Genomic DNA, 21655 nt, shown 5'->3' on the forward strand with positions numbered 1-21655 from the left:
TGAACTGGGTGGCACAACAGTGCGACTGGAACGTCAGAAGTCGAAGCCGAGCTGACCCTCGATCTCCGGAACGCTTCCCTCCGCCCAGCTGCGCACCTTCTTGAGGTGCTGCCACTGGGGCAGCGCATCAAGATACGCCCACGACAACCGGTGGTACGGGGTGGGGCCCCGCTCCTCCAGTGCGGCCTTGTGCACGGGTGACGGATACCCGGCGTTGTCCGCAAATCCGAAGTCTGCATGGTCGATACCCAGTTCGGCCATCATTTTGTCGCGCTGAACCTTGGCGATCACCGAGGCCGCCGCGACGGCCACACACGATCGGTCACCCTTGATGACCGTGCGCACCTGCCACGGGGCACCGAGGTAGTTGTGCTTCCCATCGAGGATGACCGCGTCGGGGCGGACCGGGAGGGCCTCCAGGGCACGGCCCGCGGCCAGCCGCAGTGCGGCCGTCATGCCGAGGCTGTCGATCTCCTCCGGCGAGGCATGACCCAGGGCGTAGGCCGTGACCCATGTCCGCAGCGTCTCGGCAAGTTCCGTACGACGCTTGACGGTCAGCAGCTTGGAGTCGGTGAGGCCGTCGGGCGGCCGGCGAAGACCGGTGACCGCGGCGCAGACAGTGACGGGCCCGGCCCAGGCACCGCGCCCCACCTCGTCGACACCGGCAATGACCTTCGCTCCGGTCGTGGCGCGGAGGGAGCGCTCGACGGTGTGAGTAGGCGGTTCGTACGGCATGGCGCCCTTAGGGTACGCCGCACTGATCCCCGAGCGACACCCCGGCTTCCCCGACAGGAGCGCGGGCCGCCGCAGCGGTGGGTCAGGCGCCGTGCGACAGCAGCAGCGGAAGCATGTAGTGATCGATCATCCGCTCGACCTCCTGGTCGTTCCATTCGCTTCCAGAAATCTTGTTGCGGTACATCATCATCGCCGGAATGGCGTCGAGGACATAGTCGTTGGCCGCGTCGGCGCGCACCTCCCCCCGCTCTATCCCGCGGGTGATGATCTCACCGATCAGCTTGGTGGTCGGCCCCACGACCCCGTCGAAGATCACGCCATGGAAGCGCTCGACCTGCGTCGGATCGCATTCGTGAATCACCGACCGCAGCGCGAAGCCAGGGCGCGAGAACATCGCGTCCCGGGCCTGCCGACACAGCGCCAGCAGGTCTTCGCGCACGCTTCCGAGGTCGGGGGCCTCCTCCAAACGTGGCAGACCGGCCTGCAGCGCGTCGGCGACCAGGTCCTCCTTCGAGGGCCAGCGCCGGTACACCGCCGCCTTTCCGGTCTGCGCACCGGCGGCGACGCCCTCCATGGTGAGGCCGTTCCAGCCGACGGTGCTGAGCTGCTCCAGGGCGGCGTCCAGGATCGCGCGTTCGAGGACCGCACCGCGCCGACGCGGGGAGGCCGCCTGAGGAGGAGCGGCAGTCCAGCGCGAGGTAACCATCTGAGTTTCTCCAGCGAGCGAGGGGAAGCGGGGATTCCGGAGCGGGGGAGGTGCGGCGCGCGACGACAAGGGGGGACGCGACACGCGACGCGCAGTTAAGTGAACGCTTGCGTTCTCTACCGACGACTCACTACCGTTGACGCGACAGTGAACGCTGGCGTTCACTAACACCTTCGTGGGGGACCCATAGTGACAACCTCTCAACTGATATCCGATCAGAAGCCTGGCGCGGCCCGTCGGCAGGGGCGCCCCGGCATCGCACTCACCGTGATTGCCGCCTGCCAGCTCATGGTCGTACTTGACGCGACGATTGTGAACATCGCCCTCCCGCACATTCAAGACGCGCTCAAGTTCAGCACCACGGACCTCACCTGGGTGGTCAGCGCCTACACGCTCACCTTCGGAGGTCTGCTGCTGCTCGGGGCGCGAGCCGGTGACATCCTCGGCCGGCGCCGGGTGTTCATGACCGGCATCCTGCTGTTCACCTTCGCCTCGCTCCTCGGCGGTCTCGCCCAGGAACCCTGGCAACTGTTGGCCGCCCGCGCCCTCCAAGGCATGGGTGGCGCGATCGCGTCGCCGACCTCGCTGGCGCTGATCACCACCACCTTCCCGGAAGGCCCGGAGCGCAACCGGGCGTTCGGCGTGTTCGCCGCGGTCTCCGCGGGCGGCGGTGCCATCGGCCTGCTGGCCGGCGGCATGCTCACCGACTGGCTCGACTGGCGTTGGGTGTTCTTCGTCAATGTGCCGATCGGGCTGCTGATCGTCGCCCTCACCCCGCAGTACATCAACGAGTCCGAACGGCATCCCGGCCGGTTCGACATCGCGGGCGCGCTGACCTCCACGCTGGGCATGGTCTCCTTGGTGTACGGCTTCATCCGGGCTTCGGAGGAGGGCTGGCGCGACGCTCTGACCCTCGGGTCCTTCGGCGCAGCGGTGGTGCTTCTGCTGGCCTTCGTCTTCATCGAGACCCGGGCGAAGGAACCCATCACCCCGCTGCGGATGTTCGCCGACCGCAACCGCTCCGGCACCTACGTGATCATGCTGAGCCTGGCCGCGGCGATGTTCGGCATGTTCTTCTACATCGTGCTGTTCGTGCAGAACGTGCTGGGCTACAGCCCGATCCGGGCCGGGCTGGCCTTCCTGCCCGTGACGGTGGCGATCGCCGTCGGCGCCGGGCTGTCGCAGCGGTTCCTGCCCGTCCTGGGCCCGAAGCCGTTCATGATGACCGGCTCCGCGCTCGTGGCCGTCGGCCTCACCTGGCAGACGTTCATCAAGCCCGACAGCTCGTATCTCGGCGGGGTGCTGGGACCCATGCTGATCTTCGGCTTCGGCATGGGCCTGAACTTCGTGACCGCGACCGTCACCGCGGTCTCCGGGGTCGCCCAGCACGAGGCCGGAGCGGCCTCCGGACTGCTCAACGCCATGCAGCAGGTGGGCGGTTCGCTGGGCCTGTCGATCCTGACCACGGTCTTCGGCTCGGCCAGCAAGGACGAGGCGAAGAAGCAGCTGCCGAAGTTCCTCGCCGACGGTTCGCCGGAGCAGAAGGCTGCATTCGCCAAGTCCCACCAGCTGCCCGCGCCCTGGGGACACGAGGTGCTCGCGCACGGGATCTCGACCGCGTTCGTCCCCGCCGCCGTCATGGCCGGGCTCGGCCTGCTCACCGCCTGGCTGGTGATCAAGGTCCGCAAGAGCGACCTCGAAGCCCTCGCCGGCACGGCCGGCCCCGGGCTGGGCTGAACCCACCGGGTCCGCGCGAAGTCGCGGATGGCCGGACTGCCGCCAGGGGACAGACGGCAGAGGCGGAGGTCCGGCCATCCGCACCACGGCCGACAGCACCACGAACACCACCAGAACAACCACTCCGACCCACACCGCCAACACCCTCCCCTCGGCTCCACTTCCGGCTCCGCCGTCCGCACTCGGACGAAGCGCGGAGCGGATGCCAGGAAAACGCCCGGCGGTCACGGAGAGTTCCCATCGGGCACGGAGAGTTTCGGTCGTACCCGGGAACCGTGATCCCAGGGCATCGGGTCCGCTGCGGTGCCGGGGTATGCCACCGGACCATTGCGCCTCTCAGACGGCCGGGGGCGACTTCGCCCCACGGCACCTCCCAGCACCACGGCACCCTCCAGGCCCCACTACGGCAACCCCAGGCCCCACAGATCACGAAAGGCCCGACTCGAACGGTCTACGTGCGCCGGGCGGTCAAGCACCGACTGCGGTCCCCCGTATACCGGCAGGCAACCACCTACACCGGTCACCTATGCCGACGGTCAACCGCCGACAGCGGTCCCCGTGTGCGGCGGTCATGCGCCGACAGCGGTCCCCGTCCCCGTCGGCGCCCATTCCGGCAGCGCCTCCGTCCGCTCCGTCCATGCGGCCGGGGGCGCTCCCGCCTTGCCTGCCGCGAGTACGCCGCCGACGATGGCGCAAGTGGTGTCCACATCGCCGCCCACCTGCGCGGTCGTCCAGAACGCCGAGCCGTAGTCACCGAGGGCACGTGCCGCCGACCAGAGGGCGAAGGGGACGGTGTCATGGGCGCTCGTACGCCGTCCACAGCCCAGCACGGCCGCCACGGTCCCCGCGTCGCCGTAGTCGAGCATGTCGCGGGCGCGCCGCAGGCCCTGGCCGACGGCGCTCCTCGGGACGAGCGCGACGACCCCGTCGAGGAGCCCCTCGGGACTCGGCGGGCCGCCGGGCGCCGCCGCCAGTGCCGCCGCCGCGGCGACCGCCATGGCCCCGACCACCGCCTCGCGGTGCTGGTGGGTGGGGTAGGCCGAAATCTCGGCCTGGTGGGTGGCCTGCTCCGGATCGTCCGCGTACCAGGCCCCCAGGGGCGCGATCCGCATCGCCGCTCCGTTGCCCCACGAGCCGCGCCCGTTGAAGAGCGCGGCCGCCAGTTCGCGCCAGTCGCCGCCCTCCCTGACGAGCCGGAGCAGCCGGTTGACGGCGGGGCCGTAGCCCCGGTCGAAGTCGTGGTGCGCGGCGAAGGAGTGGGCCAGCGCGTCCTGGTCGATACGGTGGTGGGCGGCGAGGACGGCGACGACGGAACAGGCCATCTCGGTGTCGTCGGTCCACTGCCAGGGGGCCGGCGGCAGCTCGCGCCGCTGCAGCAGCGGATAGTTCGCCGGAACGAAGAACTGTGAGCCCAGCGCGTCGCCGGTCGCGAGTCCGCGCAGGCTGGCCAGGGCGCGGTCCAGGCGCCCGGCGTTCGAATTGTCGGAGGAAAAGGTCATCTCGGCCAGCCTAGCCGCTCATCCAGTTGGGCTCCGGGTCCCGCCAGCGGTCGAAAGGCCGGTCGAGCGTGTACTTGCCGTCGTCCCCGAGAACGAGCATCCGCATCTCCGCGTTCCCGGGGTTGGACAGGGACTCGAAGTCCGCGACCGTCCAGTGGAACCAGCGCATGCAGAACAGCCGCATCGCCAGGCCGTGGGTCACCAGGAGCACGTTGGGCGGATGGTCCGGCGCCTCGAAGCTGCGGAACAGGCTCTCCAGGAAGCCGCCGACCCGGTCGTACACATCGGCCCCGGACTCGCCCTGGGGGAAGCGGAAGAAGAAGTGCCCGTACGCGTCCCGGTACGTCTTCTGCAGTCGTACGTCGTCGCGGTCCTGCCAGTTTCCCCAGTCCTGCTCCCGCAGCCGGGGCTCCTCGCGCACGCGTATGAGGTCCGGATCGAGGTGGAAGGCGCGGAGGGTGTCGTGCGTACGGCGGTACGGGGAGACGTACACGCTGACGGGCTCCTGGCCGAAGATCTCCCGGATGCGTTTTCCGGTCTCCTCGGCCTGTCGCCAGCCCCGCTCGGTCAGGGCCAGTGAGTGGTCGGGTTCCCGCTCATACACGGAGTCGTCGACATTGCCGGTTGACTCGCCGTGCCGGACAAGGACGATGCGCCGTGGTCGTGCCATGCCAAAACCCTAGATCGAGTGACGGAAATTAGAGCACTCGGATGGGCTCCATACAGCGTAGGTCACACAAATCAGGGGTTGGAGGTTCAAACGATCCAGCTCGGTTCGAGCTCGACGATGTCGCCCGTGAGGGCCGCGATGTCGGCCTCCGTCTGGGCGCGCAGTGCCAGGCGTTCCACCCGCTCGGTGCGGTACTTGCCGTGTTCGGCGGCCGCCCGCCACATCGAGAGGATCATGAACTCGTGCGCCGGAGCCTCCGCGAACATACCGCGGATCATGCCCGGCGAGCCGGCCATCGCCGGGTTCCAGACCTTCTCCTGCATCAGCGTGAAGTGCTCGACACGCTCCTCGTGCACCCGGCAGAGGGCCACCCGGATCAGGTCGGAGTCCGTGAACCGCGGTTCGAAGCCGGTCTTCACATCGAACCGGTACTCGAACAGCTTGACCTGCTGGTCCTTGTACGTGCCGGACTGGGACGCGGCCAGACGGTCGTGCGAGCGCGCCATGAAGGAGTCGTAGAAGGCACGGCTTTCCCAGAAGGCAAAGATGTGCGCCACTCCGGCTCGCTGCCGACTCCAGCCCCCGCCCTGTCCGCGAAATCCCGGCTCCCCCAGAAGCCCCGCCCATTTTCGCTGCCCCCGCTCGAACCCGCGGCGGTCCACCACGGTGCAACGAATCCACTTGACCAGCACCGCGCCATCGTAAGGCCATGGGACGTGGCGTCGGTCACGCTCCGGCGGAGATCACCCGCGCATGCGCCCCCGCGCGCGTGGCACGATGGACAAAGAGCCTTGGCAGGCCATCAGTTGGGGCAGTGGACCTCTAGGGGGAAGGGGACGCGTGATGAGCGGTTTCAGCAAGGCGATCCGCAAGGTCGAGGTCGCGCTGAAGTGGGATCCCAGCCAGGCCGGGCAGCCGCCCACCGATCTCGACATCATCGCCGGTACCTACACGGCGGGCGACCCGTACGGGACCGCGGCCTATCTCGTGCACTTCGACAGCCGCTCGCCCGACGGCACGATCTTTCTCAACCGGGACAGCCAGGACGGCAAAGGTTTCGGCTGGGACGAGGTGATGACGCTCGAACTCGACCGGCTCGACGCCCGCTACACGCGCGTGGTGGTCGGAGTCGTCATCCAACAGCGGTCCGCGCACCGGACGTTCGTGAACGTCCTGAACCCGGAGGTGCGCGTCCGGGAGGGCTACAACGTGCTGACCGAGGACGACTTCGGCTCGGTCCTCGGGGCGACGGCGGCCGCCGTCGCGGAGTTCGTGCGCGACGGGTCCGGCGACTGGAGCTTCCGGCCCGGCCTGCACGGGTTCGAGGACGACCCCGTGGTCTTCACCCGTGCCATGGGCGGCCTCGGCCGGCCGTGACGGCGAGCAGCCAGGAGCAGCGGTAAGGGGCGTCGGCCATGGCCGACGCCCCTTACTTCACTTCACATCAACTCGTCAGCTGCAGCCGCTGGTCGAGCCGCAGCCCTCGCAGATGTAGCAGGAACCGGCCCGCTGCATCTTCGTACCGCAGGAGAAGCAGAGCGGGGCGTCGGCCTGGATGCCCAGCTGCATCTCCACCAGTTCGGCGCTGGTGTGGGCCTGCTGCGGGGCGGGCTTAGCCGCCCCGGTCTCGGCCTTCGGGGAGGCGACGGCCTTCAGCTCCTGGGCGCGCGGCGCGGACTGGGCCAGGCCCTCGACGTCGACCTCGTCGTCGGACGGCTCGTACGAACCGGTCTCCAGGTGACGCTGGCGCTCCGGGGCGGAGTGGATGCCGAGCGCGGAGCGCGTCTCGAAGGGCAGGAAGTCCAGCGCCAGGCGGCGGAAGATGTAGTCGACGATCGACTGCGCCATCCGCACGTCCGGGTCGTCCGTCATACCGGCCGGCTCGAAGCGCATGTTGGTGAACTTCGAGACGTACGTCTCCAGCGGCACGCCGTACTGGAGGCCGACGGAGACCGCGATGGAGAAGGCGTCCATCATGCCCGCCAGGGTCGAGCCCTGCTTGGACATCTTCAGGAAGACCTCGCCCAGGCCGTCGTCCGGGTAGGAGTTGGCCGTCATGTAGCCCTCGGCGCCACCGACGGTGAAGGACGTGGTGATGCCAGGACGACCCTTCGGGAGGCGCTTGCGGACCGGGCGGTACTCGACGACCTTCTCGACCGTCTCGCGGATGGTCGCCTCGGTCTTCTCGGTGACGGCGTCGGCCGCGGACTTCTCCTTGGTCTTGGCGGAGAGCGGCTGGCCGACCTTGCAGTTGTCGCGGTAGATCGCGAGCGCCTTGACGCCGAGCTTCCAGGCCTCGTAGTAGATCTCCTCGACCTCCTCGACGGTCGCCGTCTCCGGCATGTTGACCGTCTTGGAGATGGCGCCGGAGATCCAGGGCTGGATCGCGGCCATCATGCGGACGTGGCCCATCGGGGAGATGGCGCGCTCGCCCATGGCGCAGTCGAAGACCTCGTAGTGCTCCTGCCTGAGGCCGGGGGCGTCGATCACGTTGCCGTTGTCGGCGATGTGGGCGACGATCGCCTCGATCTGCTCCTCCTGGTAGCCCAGGCGGCGCAGGGCCTGCGGCACGGTGCCGTTGACGATCTGCATCGAACCGCCGCCGACCAGCTTCTTGAACTTCACGAGCGCCAGGTCGGGCTCGACACCGGTGGTGTCGCAGGACATCGCGAGACCGATGGTGCCGGTGGGGGCGAGGACGGACGCCTGAGAGTTACGGAAACCGTTCTTCTCACCGAGGCGCACCACGTCCTGCCAGGTCTCCGTGGCGGCGGCCCAGACCGGCGTGTCCAGGTCGTCCCCGCGGGCGGCCACGGTGTTGGCGTCGGCGTGCTGCTTCATGACGCGGTTGTGGGCGTCGGCGTTGCGGGCGTAGCCGTCGTACGGGCCGACGACCGCGGCGAGTTCGGCGGAGCGCTTGTACGCCGTGCCGGTCATCAGGGAGGTGATGGCACCGGCGAGCGCGCGGCCGCCGTCGGAGTCGTAGGCGTGGCCGGTCGCCATCAGCAGGGCGCCGAGGTTGGCGTAGCCGATGCCGAGCTGGCGGAAGGCGCGGGTGTTCTCACCGATCTTCTGGGTCGGGAAGTCCGCGAAGCAGATGGAGATGTCCATCGCGGTGATGACCAGCTCGACGACCTTCGCGAAGCGCTCGACCTCGAAGGACTGGCTGCCCTTGCCGTCGTCCTTCAGGAACTTCATCAGGTTCAGCGAGGCGAGGTTGCAGGACGTGTTGTCCAGGTGCATGTACTCGCTGCAGGGGTTCGAGCCGTTGATCCGGCCGGACTCCGGGCAGGTGTGCCAGTGGTTGATCGTGTCGTCGTACTGGATGCCCGGGTCGGCGCAGGCCCAGGCCGCCTCGGCCATCTTGCGGAACAGGTCCTTGGCCTGGACCTCCTCGATGACCTCGCCGGTCATCCGGGCACGCAGGCCGAACTGCCCGCCCTGCTCGACCGCCCTCATGAACTCGTCGTTCACGCGGACCGAGTTGTTGGCGTTCTGGTACTGGACGGAGGTGATGTCGTCGCCGCCCAGGTCCATGTCGAAGCCCGCGTCACGCAGGGCGCGGATCTTCTCCTCTTCCTTGACCTTGGTCTGGATGAAGTCCTCGATGTCGGGGTGGTCGACGTCCAGGATGACCATCTTGGCGGCGCGGCGGGTGGCACCGCCCGACTTGATGGTGCCGGCGGAGGCGTCGGCACCACGCATGAAGGAGACCGGGCCGGAGGCGTTGCCGCCGGAGGAGAGCAGCTCCTTGGAGGAGCGGATCCGGGAGAGGTTCAGGCCGGCACCGGAGCCGCCCTTGAAGATCATGCCCTCTTCCTTGTACCAGTCGAGGATCGACTCCATGGAGTCGTCGACGGACAGGATGAAGCAGGCGGAGACCTGCTGGGGCTGCGGGGTGCCCACGTTGAACCACACGGGGCTGTTGAAGCTGAAGACCTGGTGCAGGAGGGCGTAAGCCAGCTCGTGCTCGAAGATCTCGGCGTCGGCGGGCGAGGCGAAGTACTTGTGGTCCTCGCCGGCCTTCCGGTACGTCTTCACGATGCGGTCGATCAGCTGCCTGAGGCCGGTCTCGCGCTGCGGGGTGCCGACGGCACCCCGGAAGTACTTGCTGGTGACGATGTTGACCGCGTTCACCGACCAGAAGTCGGGGAACTCGACGCCACGCTGCTCGAAATTGACCGAGCCGTCGCGCCAGTTGGTCATGACGACGTCACGGCGCTCCCAGCTCACCTCGTCGTACGGGTGTACGCCGGGGGTGGTGTGGATGCGCTCGATACGCAGTCCCTTGGTGGCCTTGGTGCCCTTCGCGCGGGAACTCCGTGCCGGACCGCTCGCCGTCTCTGTCATGCCGCCTCCCTCTACGGGCTAAAACGCCCTGAAATGCCACGATGTTCCCGTGACACGCTGTTCTGTTCTCACGTCGCGGGCACCCTCTGCTGCCACCCGCGACAAGTCCTGGATCGCCGTCCGACAACCGGATTCGGGTCCTCCGCCCGGTTCCGGTCCGCCTGTCAGCCGGCGGAGTGGACGGGCGTGGGCGCCCGAGTGGCCCCGCCCGGCCCGTGATCGTTCTTCTGGCTCCCCGCTCCCGCGTCTTCGTCGTCCGCGACGGGGCCCTGCGCCACCTGCCTGAGCTCCGCGATCGCGGCCTCGAAGTCCTCGAGCGAGTCGAAAGCCCGGTAGACGGAGGCGAATCGCAGGTAGGCGACGAGGTCGAGTTCCTGCAACGGGCCGAGTATGGCCAGCCCCACGTCGTGGGTGGTCAGCTCGGCACTTCCGGTGGCCCGCACCGCCTCCTCGACCCGCTGGCCGAGCTGGGCGAGTGCGTCCTCGGTGACAGGCCGCCCCTGGCACGCTTTGCGCACGCCGTTGATGACCTTGGTACGGCTGAATGGCTCGGTGACTCCGGACCGCTTCACCACCATGAGCGAGCACGTCTCCACGGTCGTGAAACGACGGGAGCAGTCAGGGCACTGGCGGCGCCTGCGGATCGACGTGCCGTCGTCGGTCGTACGACTGTCGACCACGCGGCTGTCGGGGTGCCTGCAGAAGGGGCAGTGCATGATCTCCAACCCTCCTCACAGCAGACTCGATGGCCTCGTGGGGCCTCATGGACCCCTCGAAGCAGCCCCAAGCATAGGCGATCGCCGAGGGCTCCGAGACCCGGGGGACCACAACTTGTGGGCTACAGCCGCAATCCAACCACTAGATGTAGGGATCCGCTGACACATCGGCAGTTTGCGCGTGTCGCACACGTACCGCTACGGCGGATACGGAGATACCGTGGGCGCCGCACGGAGGTCACGTGCGACTCCGGCGCAGATGGGGAGGGTCGTCCCGGTCGGCGGCGGTCCGGATGGCAGACTGGGCACACCCACGAGGCCATCAGTCCGGCGGTGAAGAGTACAACCATGGACCTTTTGTCCGCCGGGTACCGCGTGAGCCATACACCCAGACATGTGATCGCGTACGGTGAACCGCGTTTTTTCACTCGAACGTGTGTTTGGCGCAACCTTTCGAAAGCAACTACCGTTGTCCAGCAGGGAGACCATCGAGAGGGGCCGACGTGACCACGACCGCAGACAGTGCCACCATCACCGCCCAGGACCGCTCCCAGGGCCGACTCGACCCGGTGCATGCCATGAACGAAGCCGTGAATCCCGAGGGACACAAGCGTTCCCTGCCGGGCCGACCTCCAGGCATCCGGGCGGACAGCTCGGGGCTCACCGACCGGCAGCGCCGGGTGATCGAGGTGATCAGGGACTCGGTGCAGCGGCGGGGCTACCCGCCGTCGATGCGGGAGATCGGCCAGGCCGTCGGCCTGTCCAGCACGTCGTCGGTGGCGCACCAGCTGATGGCACTGGAGCGCAAGGGCTTCCTGCGCCGCGACCCGCACCGCCCGCGCGCCTACGAGGTGCGCGGCTCCGACCAGGCCGTGACCGTGCAGCCCACGGACACCGCCGGCAAGCCCGCCGCATCGTATGTCCCGCTGGTCGGCCGGATCGCCGCCGGTGGCCCGATCCTCGCCGAGGAGTCGGTCGAGGACGTCTTCCCTCTCCCCCGGCAGCTGGTCGGTGACGGCGAGCTGTTCGTGCTCAAGGTCGTCGGTGACTCCATGCTCGAAGCCGCGATCTGTGACGGTGACTGGGTCACCGTCCGCCGTCAGCCGGTCGCCGAGAACGGCGACATCGTCGCCGCGATGCTCGACGGCGAGGCCACCGTCAAGCGCTTCAAGCGCGAGGACGGCCACGTGTGGCTCCTCCCCCACAACTCGGCCTACGAGCCGATCCCCGGCGACGACGCGACCATCCTGGGCAAGGTCGTCGCAGTACTGCGGCGCGTCTGACGCCTGCGGCGGGCGGTCATCCGCCCGCCCTCCGATCGGGCCCCGGGACCCCTGCGCCGGTTCCGGGGTCCTGCGCTGTCCGGACCCACGGCGCTCTTCGGATCGCGGGTTGGCCTGTCCCGGGCCGGGACAGGCCAACCCGCGATCACTTGGTCTCCGCCTGCCGCGCCGCCGCATCGATGGCCGCCAGCGACTTCCGGACCTGGTTACGGTCCGTGGTGTACCAGAAGTCGGGCAGTGAGGACTTCAGATAGCCGCCGTACCGCGCGGTGGCCAACCGCTGATCGAGTACGGCGACCACACCCCGGTCCCCCGACGCCCGGACCAGCCGGCCCGCGCCCTGGGCCATCAGCAGCGCGGCGTGGGTGGCGGCGACCGCCATGAAGCCATTGCCGCCGGCGTCCTCGACGGCCTTCTGCCGGGCGCTCATCAGCGGGTCGTCCGGGCGCGGGAACGGGATCTTGTCCATGACGACCAGCTGGCAGCTGGGGCCCGGGACGTCGACGCCCTGCCACAGCGACAGCGTGCCGAAGAGACAGGTCTGGGGGTCCGCCGCAAAGTTCTTGATCAGCTCGCCGAGGGTCTCCTCGCCCTGCAGGAGTATCGGGAACTCGGGCATCCGGACACGCAGCTCCTCTGCGGCCTGCTGGGCGGCCCGCATCGAGGAGAAGAGGCCGAGGGTGCGGCCACCGGCCGCCTGGATCAGTTCGGTCAGTTCGTCCAGCATGTCGGCGCGGTCGCCGTCGCGCGCGGGGCGCGACAGGTGCTTGGCGACATAGAGGATGCCCTGCTTCGGGTAGTCGAAGGGGGAACCGACGTCGACACCCTTCCACTGCGGGAGGTCATCGCCCTCGATGCCCTCCGGGGCGAGGCCCAGGGAGGCGCCCACGCCGTTGAAGTCGCCGCCGAGTTTGAGGGTCGCCGAGGTGAGGGTGACCGAGCGGTCCGCGAAGAGCTTCTCCCGGAGCAGCCCCGACACGGACATCGGGGCGACCCGCACGGAGGCGCCGAAGCGGTCGTGGCGTTCGTACCAGACGACGTCCCACTCGGAGCCGTTCACGATCCGCTCCGCCACGTCGTGCACGGTCTCCACCGAGGCCAGCGCCTGTTTGCGGACCGCGTCCTCGTCCTGGACCGACTTGTCACGGGTCGTGCCGATCGCCGAGATCACGGTGCGGGCGGCGTCCCTGAGGGCCGCCAGGGCATAGCCGAGGTCCTCCGGAATCTCCTCCAGTCGGCCCGGCAGGGCCAGTTCCATCAGCCGCTCGAAACCCTCCGCCGCGGTCTGGAGCTGGTCGGCGGCCTTCTCGTCGACCAGCTTGGCGGCGCGCCGGACCGCGCGGTTGACCTGGCCCGGGGTGAGCTCGCCGGTGGCGACGCCGGTGACCCGCGAGACCAGCTCGTGCGCCTCGTCCACGATCAGCACCTCGTGCTGCGGGAGCACCGGGGCACCCTCGATGGCGTCGATCGCGAGCAGCGCATGGTTCGTGACGACGACATCCGCGAGCTTCGCGCGCTCGCGGGCCGTCTCGGCGAAGCACTCGGCGCCGTAGGCGCACTTGGAGGCGCCGAGGCACTCCCGCGAGGAGACCGAGACCTGGGCCCAGGCCTTGTCGGAGACGCCGGGGGTGAGGCCGTCACGGTCACCGGTCTCGGTCTCGTCCGCCCAGTCACGCAGCCGCAGCAGATCCTGGCCGAGCTTGCTGGTCGGCGCCGCCGCCTCGAACTGGTCGAAGAGGCCCTCCTCCTCGTCCTGCGGCACGCCCTCGTGCAGCCGGTGCAGACACAGGTAGTTCGACCTGCCCTTGAGCATCGCGAACTCCGGGCGGCGGCGCAGCAGCGGGTGCAGGGCGTCGACGGTGCGCGGCAGATCGCGCTCCACCAGCTGTCTCTGCAGGGCGAGGGTCGCCGTCGCCACGACGACCCGCTCCCCGTGGGCCAGCGCGGGCACCAGATAGCCGAGCGACTTTCCGGTGCCGGTGCCGGCCTGGACCAGCAGATGGGATCCGTCGTCGATCGCTTCGGCGACCGATTCGGCCATGGTCACCTGGCCGGGGCGCTCCGTACCGCCGACAGCTGTGACAGCGGCATGCAGGAGTTCAGGGAGTGAGGGCTTCGTCATAGCGCGACCACCCTACGGCCCGGCACTGACAATCGGGCGATCAAGGCGGGGACGGGGGATGGGATCACGCCGGGTGCTCCTGGACGGGTGGGCTGAGGAGGGGCTGAGGAAGGGGAGCGGAGGAAAGGGCAGGTTCGGGGGTTTGACCGCGTCGCTTTCTCCCGGGCGGCCGGGAACTGGAATCTTCCGAATTCTTCCGAGTGGCCGGGAACTTGATCGGCGGCCGCTTCGTACTACATGTGTACGCGCCATCACTCAGCGCTACATCAGATGACGTAGGGACCGGTCTCGGATCATGAGGGCGGCCCGTTTGGCAGGCAGGTCGACCTCGGCGGCGTAGCGGAAGCCCGCGCCGAGGAAGGCGGCCACGGAGGGGGTGTTTCGAAGATCGGGCTCCGCGACGACGCGCGCGCAGGCGGGGCGGTGATCGAGTACGAGATCGGCCACGGCTCTGAGCAGGGCGGACCCCAGTCCCCGCCCACGGTCGGCGGCATCGCCGATCAGGAGGTGGACCCCGGTGTCGTGCGGGCGGGCCGGATAGTGGCGGGCGAGCGGGTCCAGGTCCGCCCGGTAGATCTCCCAGTAGCTCATCGGAGTGCCGTCGAGTCTCCCCAGGCACGGCACGCTGCGGCCGTCTCCCGCGAGTTGGCCGTGCAGGTGGTCCTCCGTCTGCGCCCGTGAGCCGGCCAACTGCCAGAACGCGGCCACGGCGGGGTCGTTCATCCAGCGGCTGATGATCGGCAGGTCGCGTTCGACATGGACCGGCACGAGGTGGAAGGCGCCGACAGGGGACTCCGTGGGGCCCCAGGTGGCGAGCTGATCGAGCAGGTCGAGTGGGCCGAGCGGGTCGAGTGGACCCAGCGGGTCGTGGTGGAGATGGGTTGGTCGGACGGGAGCGTGCGGATTCCGTCGGTCAGGAGCGTGTGGAGTCGGTCGGCCAGGACCGGGCGGGGGCGGTTGTTCGTGACTGAGAGCGGCTGCTCGTTCCTCGTCGAGGGCGGCTGCTCGTTCGTGGGCGGGTGCGACGGCTCGTTCGTCGTCGAGGGCGACGGCTCGTTCGAGGTCGAGCGCGGGGGCCTGGGCCTCGGTGGTCGGGGCGGTGCGGGGGCCGTCCGGCGCGGTCGGTGCGGGCAGTCCTCCACCGCCGTTGTCGGGGCCGGGCGTCCCGCCGACGTCGGTGTGGGTCGTCCCACCGGGATCGGGGCCGGTCGCCTTCCCGGCGAAGAGGGCGAGGAGTTCGGCGGGCAGGCGGAGGTCCAGGGTGTCCTCGCAGTCCCGGGTGTCCTCGGCGGGACCTGAGCGGCCGGGATGGGCGGGATGGGCGGGGTGGGCGGGGTGGACCGGTACGGGGCCTGCGTCGGCGCTCGCGTCGGTGGGAGGCATGGTGCGCTCCTCTCAGGAGACGAGGTGGGTCATGTTCCTCGGTCGGTGAGGTGAATGGAGGTCGGTGAATGAAGAGCGGTGGAGGTCGGTCATGGAAAGGCGGTGGTGGGAGGGCCGGTGATGAAGTCGGCGTGGGCAGGACGGTCGGGCGGTCAGGCGTGGAGGGGGTTGGTGATGGTGACGTAGACGGACTGGGTGTCGACCGGGCCGACGAGTTCGTCGAGGCCGTGCAGCCGGGTCAGCAGGTTGGCCTTGCAGCGCAGGACGGGTGAGTCGAGCAGGCGGCTGGGCAGGGAGGTGCGCAGCCGGGCGGGTCCGGAGGCCGTGTCGGTGAGGAACCGGCGGAAGGCCGCGAGCAGCAGGCGCTCGTCGGCGAGCCGCTGGGAGCCGAACGCGCCGATCAGACCGAGCACGTTGTTGATGCCGAGGTAGTAGGCGAAGCGTTCGTCGGTGACCTCGTCGGGGACGAAGGTGTCGCTGTGCTCACCGATGCCGGGCAGCCGGGCGTCGAGTTCTGCCCGCCGGGACTCGCGGAAGTAGTAGCCCTGGTTGTCGCGGTAGCGCCCGCCGGCGGGCCAGCCGTCGGCGTCCAGCAGGAGCAGGGTGTTCTGCTGGTGTGCCTCCAGGGCGATACCGGCCTCGCCGTCGAGCCAGAGCACCGGGCGGACGACCTGCTCCAGGTAGCGCAGGAACCACTCGGCACTGACGGCGCCGACGGGGCGGCCGGTGCGTTCGGCGAGCCGTGCGACCAACCGGGCCAGCCGGGACCGGTTCGGGCGGGGGCTGCCGTTGGCCACCGGGGCGTCGAGGGGGCGGGGTGCGACCAGCCCGGCGAGGCAGGACACGTCGTCGGCGGGGGTGAACGGGTTGTGCCGGATCACCACGTCGAGTCCGGGCACGGGCCGGCCGTCCTGGCCGTCCACGCCCAGCCAGGCGGGGTCGCGCACGATGTCGAAGCCGGGGTGCGCGGCCTGCCACTGCTTGGCGAGGCCGGTGCGCAGCAGGCGGTGGATCTCCACGCCTCGGTGGAGTTCCTTGCGGAGGTTCTCCCGGCGGGAGTTGGTGATGCGCAGGCCCAGCGACAGTTTGAGCATGGCGGTGGCGCCGGTGCGGTGGACGGTTCGTACGGAGGAGGTGGGAGACCAGGGGGCGCCGAGGGGGCCCAGGTCGCGCAGGAGTCCGGCGTCGAGGAGGGCGGCGGTCGCCTCGCGGTGCCGGACCTCGCGGGCCTGCCAGGGATGCAGGGGCAGGGCGGCGCCGTAGCCGTCGGGCAGAGGCAGGGGCGTGCCGGCCAGGCTTTCCATGAGGTGCGGCGCGGGGACGGGGCGGCCGCGCTCGGTCCAGGCCGAGTCGGTGGCGAGCAGGGAGGAGGCGACCGCCATCCAGTGCAGGGGGAAGGAGCCGCGCAACTCCGGTGAGTAGAGCCGGGCTTCGGAGTCGGTCAGGCCCTCGCGGCTCTTCGGGGTCGGGTGCAGGGGATGCCCGAGAAGGAGAGCCTGCTCGGCGGCGAGAAATCGGTCGGGGCCGTCGGCGGGGTGGGCACGCCGGTCCGTGATGAAGGTGACCGTGCGGCGCAGGGAGTCGGCGACCCGGGCCACGAGGTCGCCGGCGTCGGAAACGGCCTGAGTGCGGGGGGTGCCTTCGGCGAGGCGGGGGTGGCCTTCGGCACGGACAGGACCGCGGTCGGGGTGGGCGGGTACGCCGTTGGCCTGGGCGGAACTGCTGTTGACCTGGGCCGAACCGCCGTTGGCCTGGACGGAACCGCCGTTGGCCTGGGGGAGGATGCCCTCGGCCTGGGGGAGAGTGCCCTCGGCCGGACCTACGCTGCCGTCGGCTCGGCCGGCGTTCCCATCGACGTGACCGAGACCGCTCTGGGCTCGGCCCACCGTGTCTCCTGCGGCTCCGGCCGTCTCGCGGGTGAGCAGGGCCGTGAGGGTGAGCGCGTCGACGGGTGGGGCGGTGTCGGGGGCGCCCGCCAGGCGGGGTGGGCCGAAGCGGTGCCAGCCGGTCGGGGACCAGTGGCGGACCGGGGTGATCAGGGCCGTACCGCTGGCGGGCAGCGGGATGCGAAGGGTGCCGGTGCCGGGCGCGGGGAGGTCCGTCTCGCGTGCCCAGCAGCGGAGCAGGTTCTCCACGGCGGCGGCCTGGGCGGCGGTGTCCGGGTCGGGGTCTTCCAGAAGGTCCCCGGTGTCGTCGCGAGGCCGCTCGGGCTGGAAAGCGCGGCCGCGCTGCTGGGGAACCGACTCGGCAAGCGGAACGGGGCGTCCCTGTGGGCCTTGGTCTCCGTGGTCGTCGGGGGCGGGGGTGGCGTTCAAGGGGGTTCCTCGGGGGCTCGGGCGGTGCGGGGTGGCCGTTGGCGTTGGCCGTCGTACGCGGCGAACTCTGCTGGTCAGGGGGTGAATTGAGTGCTGGCTGTCCTTACGGGAGAGGTGTGGACGATGTGGGGTCTCATGCACGGGCCGGTCGCGTCAGCCGGGCCGACCGGGCCGCTCCGGGCGCACCGGCCGACTGGTTCGGTTCGGCGGCGCCGGGCGGCCGGCCTGCTCACGACGGTTCGGCGGCGCCGGGCGGCCGGCCTGCTGACCGCGGCCCGGCGGGTGGGCGCCTGCCGGACGGTCGGACGGGTCGGTTCCCTCCGAGCGTTGCGCGCGGCTGAGTCGCCACGGGCGCGGTGGCCGGTCGGCCCGTTCCGGGTGAGTTGGCTAGCCGGCCGGCTCCTTGCGGCCGTCGGGTCGGCGAGGCTGCCGGACGCCGTGTGCGGCCGGGTCGCGGGCCACCGCTGCCACGGCGTCGGCGAGGCGGTCCAGGACGGCGGTCGCCTGTTCATCGGTGATGTTCAGCGGCGGCAGGAGTCGTACAACACCGGCATGGCGGCCGCCGAGCTCGACGATCAGGCCCCGTTCCAGGCAAGCGCGCTGCACGGCAGCGGCCAGTTCGGGAGCGGCGGGATGCGGGCGGGGCCGACCCGCACCGCCCCACCCGCTCACCGCGCCACCACCCCGGTCGCCCCCACTCGCCTCACCGCCACCCCAATGCCCCCCACTCACCAGGCCGCCGCTCACGGCATCGCCGTCCCATCCACCCCCACCAATGGCCCCACCACCCAAGCCACCCACCCCGATGGCACCCCCACCCAAGCCACCCCCACCCAAGCCACCCCCACCCAAGCCACCCCCACCCAAGCCACCCCCACCCATGGCACCGCCGCCCATGGCACCGCCGCCCATGGCACGCTCACCCAAGGCGCCGCCCCGCACGTCCACCGCCCTACCAGAGCCCCAGACCTCGCCCTCGCCCTCTCCCGCGGGCCGCACACCCGCCTCCCCCGCAGCGCCCACGGCCCGCACGCATCCCTCCTCCGCAACCCCCACGCACCTCTCCCCCGCAGCTCCCGCACGTTCCTCCCCCTCCGGGTCCACCAGTTCCACCCCGATCATCAGCCCCCGCCCGCGCACATCACCCACGCACGCGAACTCCTCCTGGAGGACGCGCAGTTGGGAGAGCATTCGGGAGCCGAGATGGCCCGCGCGTTCGGCGAGGCCGTTCTCGCGGACGTGGGCGAGGGTGGCCGTACCGGCGGCCATGGCGAGTTGATTGCCCCGGAACGTGCCGGCGTGGGCGCCGGGTTCCCAGACGTCGAGGTCGTCGCGGTAGACGACGACAGCGAGGGGGAGGCTGCCGCCGATGGCCTTGGAGAGGACCATCACGTCGGGGGTGACCCCGCTGTGCTCGACGGCCCAGAAGGCGCCGGTCCTGCCCACCCCGGTCTGGATCTCGTCCGCGACGAGGGGGATGGAGCGGTCGGCGGTGAGCCGGCGCATCCGGCGGAGCCACTCGTCCGGTGCCGGGATCACCCCGCCCTCGCCCTGGACGGGTTCGAGGATCATCCCGGCGGGCAGCGGGACGCCGGACTTGGGGTCGTCGAGGACGGACTCGGTCCAGCGGGCCGCGAGTTCGGCACCGACCGGGCCGCCGACGCCGAACGGGCAGCGGTAGTCCTGGGGGTAGGGCAGCCGGGCCACGCGGACGTCGCCGGCTCCGCCGGAGGCGGCCAGCGCGCCGGTGGTCATGCCGTGGTACGCGCCGGTGAAGGCGAGGATGCCGGTGCGGCCGGTCGCGGCCCGGACGAGTTTGAAGGCGGCCTCCACGGCGTCCGTACCGGCGGGCCCGCAGAACTGGACGCGGGCGCGGTCCGCGAGGCCGGGCGGCAGGGTGCGGAACAGTTCGGTGATGAAGGCGTCCTTGACGGGGGTCGCCAGGTCGAGGACGGAGAGCGGGGCGCCGGAGTCGAGGACCTTGCGGATCGCCTCCAGCACCACCGGGTGGTTGTGGCCGAGCGCGAGGGTGCCGGCGCCGGAGAGGCAGTCCAGGTAACGGCGGCCGTCGGCGCCCTCGATGGTCAGGCCGCGGGCCCGCACCGGCACGATGGGGAGGGCGCGCGCATAGGTCCGCGCCCGCGACTCGCGCGCCGACTGGCGTCTCAGGATCCCCTCGTGCGCCGCGTGCGCTCCCCCGAACGTCCCCCCGGTCACCGACTCCGTCACGGCCACGGTTCGCTGTCCTCCCCGCTGTTCAGAGGCGAGTTGATCGGCGGGCACCGGGCACAGGCAGCGGAACCCCCACCGCTACCAACCCCGGACCGTCCAGCGGGTTACGGGTTGCCTCAAGATCCTTGCCGCGCCCTTTCCCTGCTCCTGACCTGTCCGCCGCCGCCGTTCGACCCGCCGGACAAGGGCCCACCACTCGACACGATCCCCGGTCCATGTACACCTCCACTCGGGCGTACGCGCCCGCGACGACACCGGCCGCAGGGCCCGGATCCACCCGGGGTCCGAGCCACGGCTCCCGCACTGGTGAGGGCGCCGTGCCGGCTGCGGGCGGTTGTGGCCGGAGGGGCAGGTGGGCGGGGTTGTCCGGGCGGAGGGCCCGTAGCGAAACCGTTGCCCTTCCATGGGAAGCCCCGCACAGCCAGCGCATAGTGTGTGGCGCTGAAGTTCCTTACCGACAGGGGGAGTCACCACCATGCGATCCATCCGGCCGTCGTTCACCCTTCGAAGGGGCGCGCCCCGGGCGCTGGCGGCCGTCGCCCTCGCTTCGGCGCTGGCGCTGACCGCCACCGCCTGCGACAGCTCCGGCGACGACAACGCGGGCGGCCCGGCGTCCGCGTCCGCCACGGCCGACACCGGCGACGGCAAGATCAAGATCCCGGACGACATCAAGAACAAGCTCAAAGAGCACGGGATCGACATCGACAAGTGGAAGAACGGCGCCTGGAAGAACTGGAACAAGGACGACTGGCTGCGCGAGGCCAACGACTTCATCAACCCCATCATCAAGGGCCTGTGGGACCCGGACCGGATGCGGGACGCCGACGACCCGGACAAGGACAAGGGCGTCGACGACAACGACCTCTCCGGTGACCAGGGGGTGACCGACCCGACGCCGGACCCGGTGGAGGCGAAGGCCGTGCGGCCGACGTACCACGCCAACGCGGCCACCGCCGGGAAGGTGTTCTTCGACTCCCCCGAGGGCACGATGGTCTGCTCGGCGACGGTCGTCGAGGACCCCGCGCACCCGGGCAAGTCCAACCTGGTGTGGACGGCCGGCCACTGTGTGCACGCCGGCAAGAACGGCGGCTGGTACCGCAACATCGCGTTCGTGCCGTCGTACAACGACCAGGGGCTGACGGGGACGGCGCTCACGCAGGCGACGCGCTCCCAGATCGCGCCGTACGGCGTCTGGTGGGGTGACGGGGCGCAGACCTCGCAGCAGTGGATCAACCAGGGCGGGGAGACGGGCGGCGACGGCGCGTCGTACGACTACGCCGTGATCCATGTGACACCTGAGCAGGGCAGTGGCGGCAAGTCCCTTGAGGAGACGGTCGGTTCGGCGCTTCCGGTGAACTTCGACGGACCGGCCGTTCCGAAAGTGTCGAGCATCACGGCCACCGGGTATCCGGCGGCGAAGCCGTACGACGGGTCGCTGCTCTACCAGTGCGCGGACAAGCCGGGGCGGCTGTCCGTCGACGCGTCGGCGCCGACGATGTACCGGATCGGCTGCACGATGACCGGCGGGGCGTCCGGTGGCGGCTGGGTGGAGACGGGTGCCGACGGCAAGCCGGCGCTGGTGTCCAACACGTCGATCGGACCGGTGAGTTCGGGGTGGCTGGCCGGGCCGCGGTTCGGTGACGTGGCCAAGGGCGTGTACGAGGGGGTCAGTAAGGAGTTCGCTGATCAGTGAGGGCGGTGCGTGTCGCCTTCGCGCCGTGATGGACCGGTTGCGTCGGCGGCGAACTCACCGTCGTGGTTGATCGCGCAGTTCCCCGCGCCCCCAGGTGCGGGAAGGCCCGCCCCCTTGAAGGCGGTTTCTAGGGGTGGTCGCAACACGTGGTCGTGTTGATCAGGCCGCGAGCAGTTTATGCAGGCGCTCGGCTGGGGTTTCCCAGCCGAGCGTT

15 protein-coding genes are annotated in these 21655 nt (G+C 70.3%); 4 read left to right on the plus strand and 11 right to left on the minus strand.

The window, feature by feature from the left end; genetic code table 11:
• Positions 1-33 precede the first annotated feature (33 nt).
• Both ACGFZQ_RS24495 and ACGFZQ_RS24500 read right to left on the minus strand, forming a co-directional pair.
• Positions 34-735 (minus strand): ribonuclease HII, encoded by a 702-nt coding sequence (locus tag ACGFZQ_RS24495; RefSeq protein ID WP_351728448.1) that lies wholly within the window; start codon positions 733-735, stop codon positions 34-36.
• An 82-nt stretch (positions 736-817) separates the two neighbouring features.
• Positions 818-1441, minus strand: a complete 624-nt coding sequence (locus tag ACGFZQ_RS24500; protein WP_393842081.1) for a TetR/AcrR family transcriptional regulator — start codon at positions 1439-1441, stop codon at positions 818-820.
• Between the two features lie 189 nt (positions 1442-1630).
• Between ACGFZQ_RS24500 and ACGFZQ_RS24505 the strand changes: the two genes are divergently transcribed.
• The gene (locus ACGFZQ_RS24505; RefSeq protein WP_393842082.1) at positions 1631-3178 is read left to right on the plus strand and encodes an MFS transporter; all 1548 of its coding nucleotides are present in this window, start codon (positions 1631-1633) and stop codon (positions 3176-3178) included.
• 569 nt (positions 3179-3747) lie between these two features.
• On the opposite strand, the gene ACGFZQ_RS24510 is transcribed toward ACGFZQ_RS24505, so the two are convergent.
• The 3 genes from ACGFZQ_RS24510 to ACGFZQ_RS24520 form a co-directional block, all read right to left on the minus strand.
• Positions 3748-4677 carry an ADP-ribosylglycohydrolase family protein gene (locus ACGFZQ_RS24510; RefSeq protein ID WP_393842083.1) on the minus strand — a complete coding sequence of 310 codons (930 nt, stop codon included), beginning with the start codon at positions 4675-4677 and terminating at the stop codon, positions 3748-3750.
• A gap of 10 nt (positions 4678-4687) precedes the next feature.
• On the minus strand, positions 4688-5347 hold the full coding sequence (locus ACGFZQ_RS24515) for a histidine phosphatase family protein (protein WP_351728441.1): 660 nt from the start codon (positions 5345-5347) through the stop codon (positions 4688-4690).
• A gap of 86 nt (positions 5348-5433) precedes the next feature.
• The gene (locus ACGFZQ_RS24520; RefSeq protein ID WP_351728439.1) at positions 5434-6039 is read right to left on the minus strand and encodes a YdbC family protein; all 606 of its coding nucleotides are present in this window, start codon (positions 6037-6039) and stop codon (positions 5434-5436) included.
• Positions 6040-6190: 151 nt separating this feature from the next.
• Between ACGFZQ_RS24520 and ACGFZQ_RS24525 the strand changes: the two genes are divergently transcribed.
• The gene (locus ACGFZQ_RS24525) at positions 6191-6724 is read left to right on the plus strand and encodes a TerD family protein (RefSeq protein ID WP_382546336.1); all 534 of its coding nucleotides are present in this window, start codon (positions 6191-6193) and stop codon (positions 6722-6724) included.
• Positions 6725-6799: 75 nt separating this feature from the next.
• On the opposite strand, the gene ACGFZQ_RS24530 is transcribed toward ACGFZQ_RS24525, so the two are convergent.
• Together ACGFZQ_RS24530 and nrdR are read right to left on the minus strand one after the other, a co-directional pair.
• On the minus strand, positions 6800-9697 hold the full coding sequence (locus ACGFZQ_RS24530) for a vitamin B12-dependent ribonucleotide reductase (protein ID WP_393842084.1): 2898 nt from the start codon (positions 9695-9697) through the stop codon (positions 6800-6802).
• 164 nt (positions 9698-9861) lie between these two features.
• On the minus strand, positions 9862-10413 hold the full coding sequence (nrdR, locus tag ACGFZQ_RS24535) for a transcriptional regulator NrdR (protein WP_393842085.1): 552 nt from the start codon (positions 10411-10413) through the stop codon (positions 9862-9864).
• Between the two features lie 503 nt (positions 10414-10916).
• Between nrdR and lexA the strand changes: the two genes are divergently transcribed.
• Entirely contained in the window at positions 10917-11696 is a 780-nt protein-coding gene (gene lexA / locus ACGFZQ_RS24540) for a transcriptional repressor LexA (protein ID WP_393842086.1), read from the plus strand.
• A gap of 145 nt (positions 11697-11841) precedes the next feature.
• Here lexA and ACGFZQ_RS24545 read toward each other — a convergent pair whose 3' ends face one another.
• The 4 genes from ACGFZQ_RS24545 to ACGFZQ_RS24560 all read right to left on the minus strand — a co-directional run bounded on the left by ACGFZQ_RS24545 (position 11842) and on the right by ACGFZQ_RS24560 (position 19751).
• On the minus strand, positions 11842-13818 hold the full coding sequence (locus ACGFZQ_RS24545; RefSeq protein WP_351728426.1) for an ATP-dependent DNA helicase: 1977 nt from the start codon (positions 13816-13818) through the stop codon (positions 11842-11844).
• Positions 13819-14079: 261 nt separating this feature from the next.
• Entirely contained in the window at positions 14080-14952 is an 873-nt protein-coding gene (locus ACGFZQ_RS24550) for a GNAT family N-acetyltransferase (protein ID WP_393842101.1), read from the minus strand.
• A 401-nt stretch (positions 14953-15353) separates the two neighbouring features.
• The gene (locus ACGFZQ_RS24555) at positions 15354-17516 is read right to left on the minus strand and encodes an IucA/IucC family protein (RefSeq protein WP_393842087.1); all 2163 of its coding nucleotides are present in this window, start codon (positions 17514-17516) and stop codon (positions 15354-15356) included.
• Positions 17517-17903: 387 nt separating this feature from the next.
• Positions 17904-19751 (minus strand): diaminobutyrate--2-oxoglutarate transaminase family protein, encoded by a 1848-nt coding sequence (locus ACGFZQ_RS24560; RefSeq protein WP_393842088.1) that lies wholly within the window; start codon positions 19749-19751, stop codon positions 17904-17906.
• Between the two features lie 472 nt (positions 19752-20223).
• Between ACGFZQ_RS24560 and ACGFZQ_RS24565 the strand changes: the two genes are divergently transcribed.
• Positions 20224-21441, plus strand: coding sequence for a trypsin-like serine peptidase (locus tag ACGFZQ_RS24565; RefSeq protein WP_393842089.1), 1218 nt, complete (start codon positions 20224-20226; stop codon positions 21439-21441).
• Positions 21442-21655 lie beyond the last annotated feature (214 nt).

Source organism: Streptomyces sp. NPDC048254 (genome assembly GCF_043201895.1).
Classification (GTDB): domain Bacteria; phylum Actinomycetota; class Actinomycetes; order Streptomycetales; family Streptomycetaceae; genus Streptomyces.

Excerpts from the sequence above, each read along its gene's own strand:
- ACGFZQ_RS24495 (WP_351728448.1), bottom strand. The coding sequence starts at position 735 with ATGCCGTACGAACCGCCTACTCACACCGTCGAGCGCTCCCTCCGCGCC.
- ACGFZQ_RS24500 (WP_393842081.1), bottom strand. The coding sequence starts at position 1,441 with ATGGTTACCTCGCGCTGGACTGCCGCTCCTCCTCAGGCGGCCTCCCCG.
- ACGFZQ_RS24510 (WP_393842083.1), bottom strand. The coding sequence starts at position 4,677 with ATGACCTTTTCCTCCGACAATTCGAACGCCGGGCGCCTGGACCGCGCC.
- ACGFZQ_RS24515 (WP_351728441.1), bottom strand. The coding sequence starts at position 5,347 with ATGGCACGACCACGGCGCATCGTCCTTGTCCGGCACGGCGAGTCAACC.
- ACGFZQ_RS24525 (WP_382546336.1), top strand. The coding sequence starts at position 6,191 with ATGAGCGGTTTCAGCAAGGCGATCCGCAAGGTCGAGGTCGCGCTGAAG.
- ACGFZQ_RS24530 (WP_393842084.1), bottom strand. The coding sequence starts at position 9,697 with ATGACAGAGACGGCGAGCGGTCCGGCACGGAGTTCCCGCGCGAAGGGC.
- nrdR (WP_393842085.1), bottom strand. The coding sequence starts at position 10,413 with ATGCACTGCCCCTTCTGCAGGCACCCCGACAGCCGCGTGGTCGACAGT.
- ACGFZQ_RS24545 (WP_351728426.1), bottom strand. The coding sequence starts at position 13,818 with ATGACGAAGCCCTCACTCCCTGAACTCCTGCATGCCGCTGTCACAGCT.
- ACGFZQ_RS24565 (WP_393842089.1), top strand. The coding sequence starts at position 20,224 with ATGCGATCCATCCGGCCGTCGTTCACCCTTCGAAGGGGCGCGCCCCGG.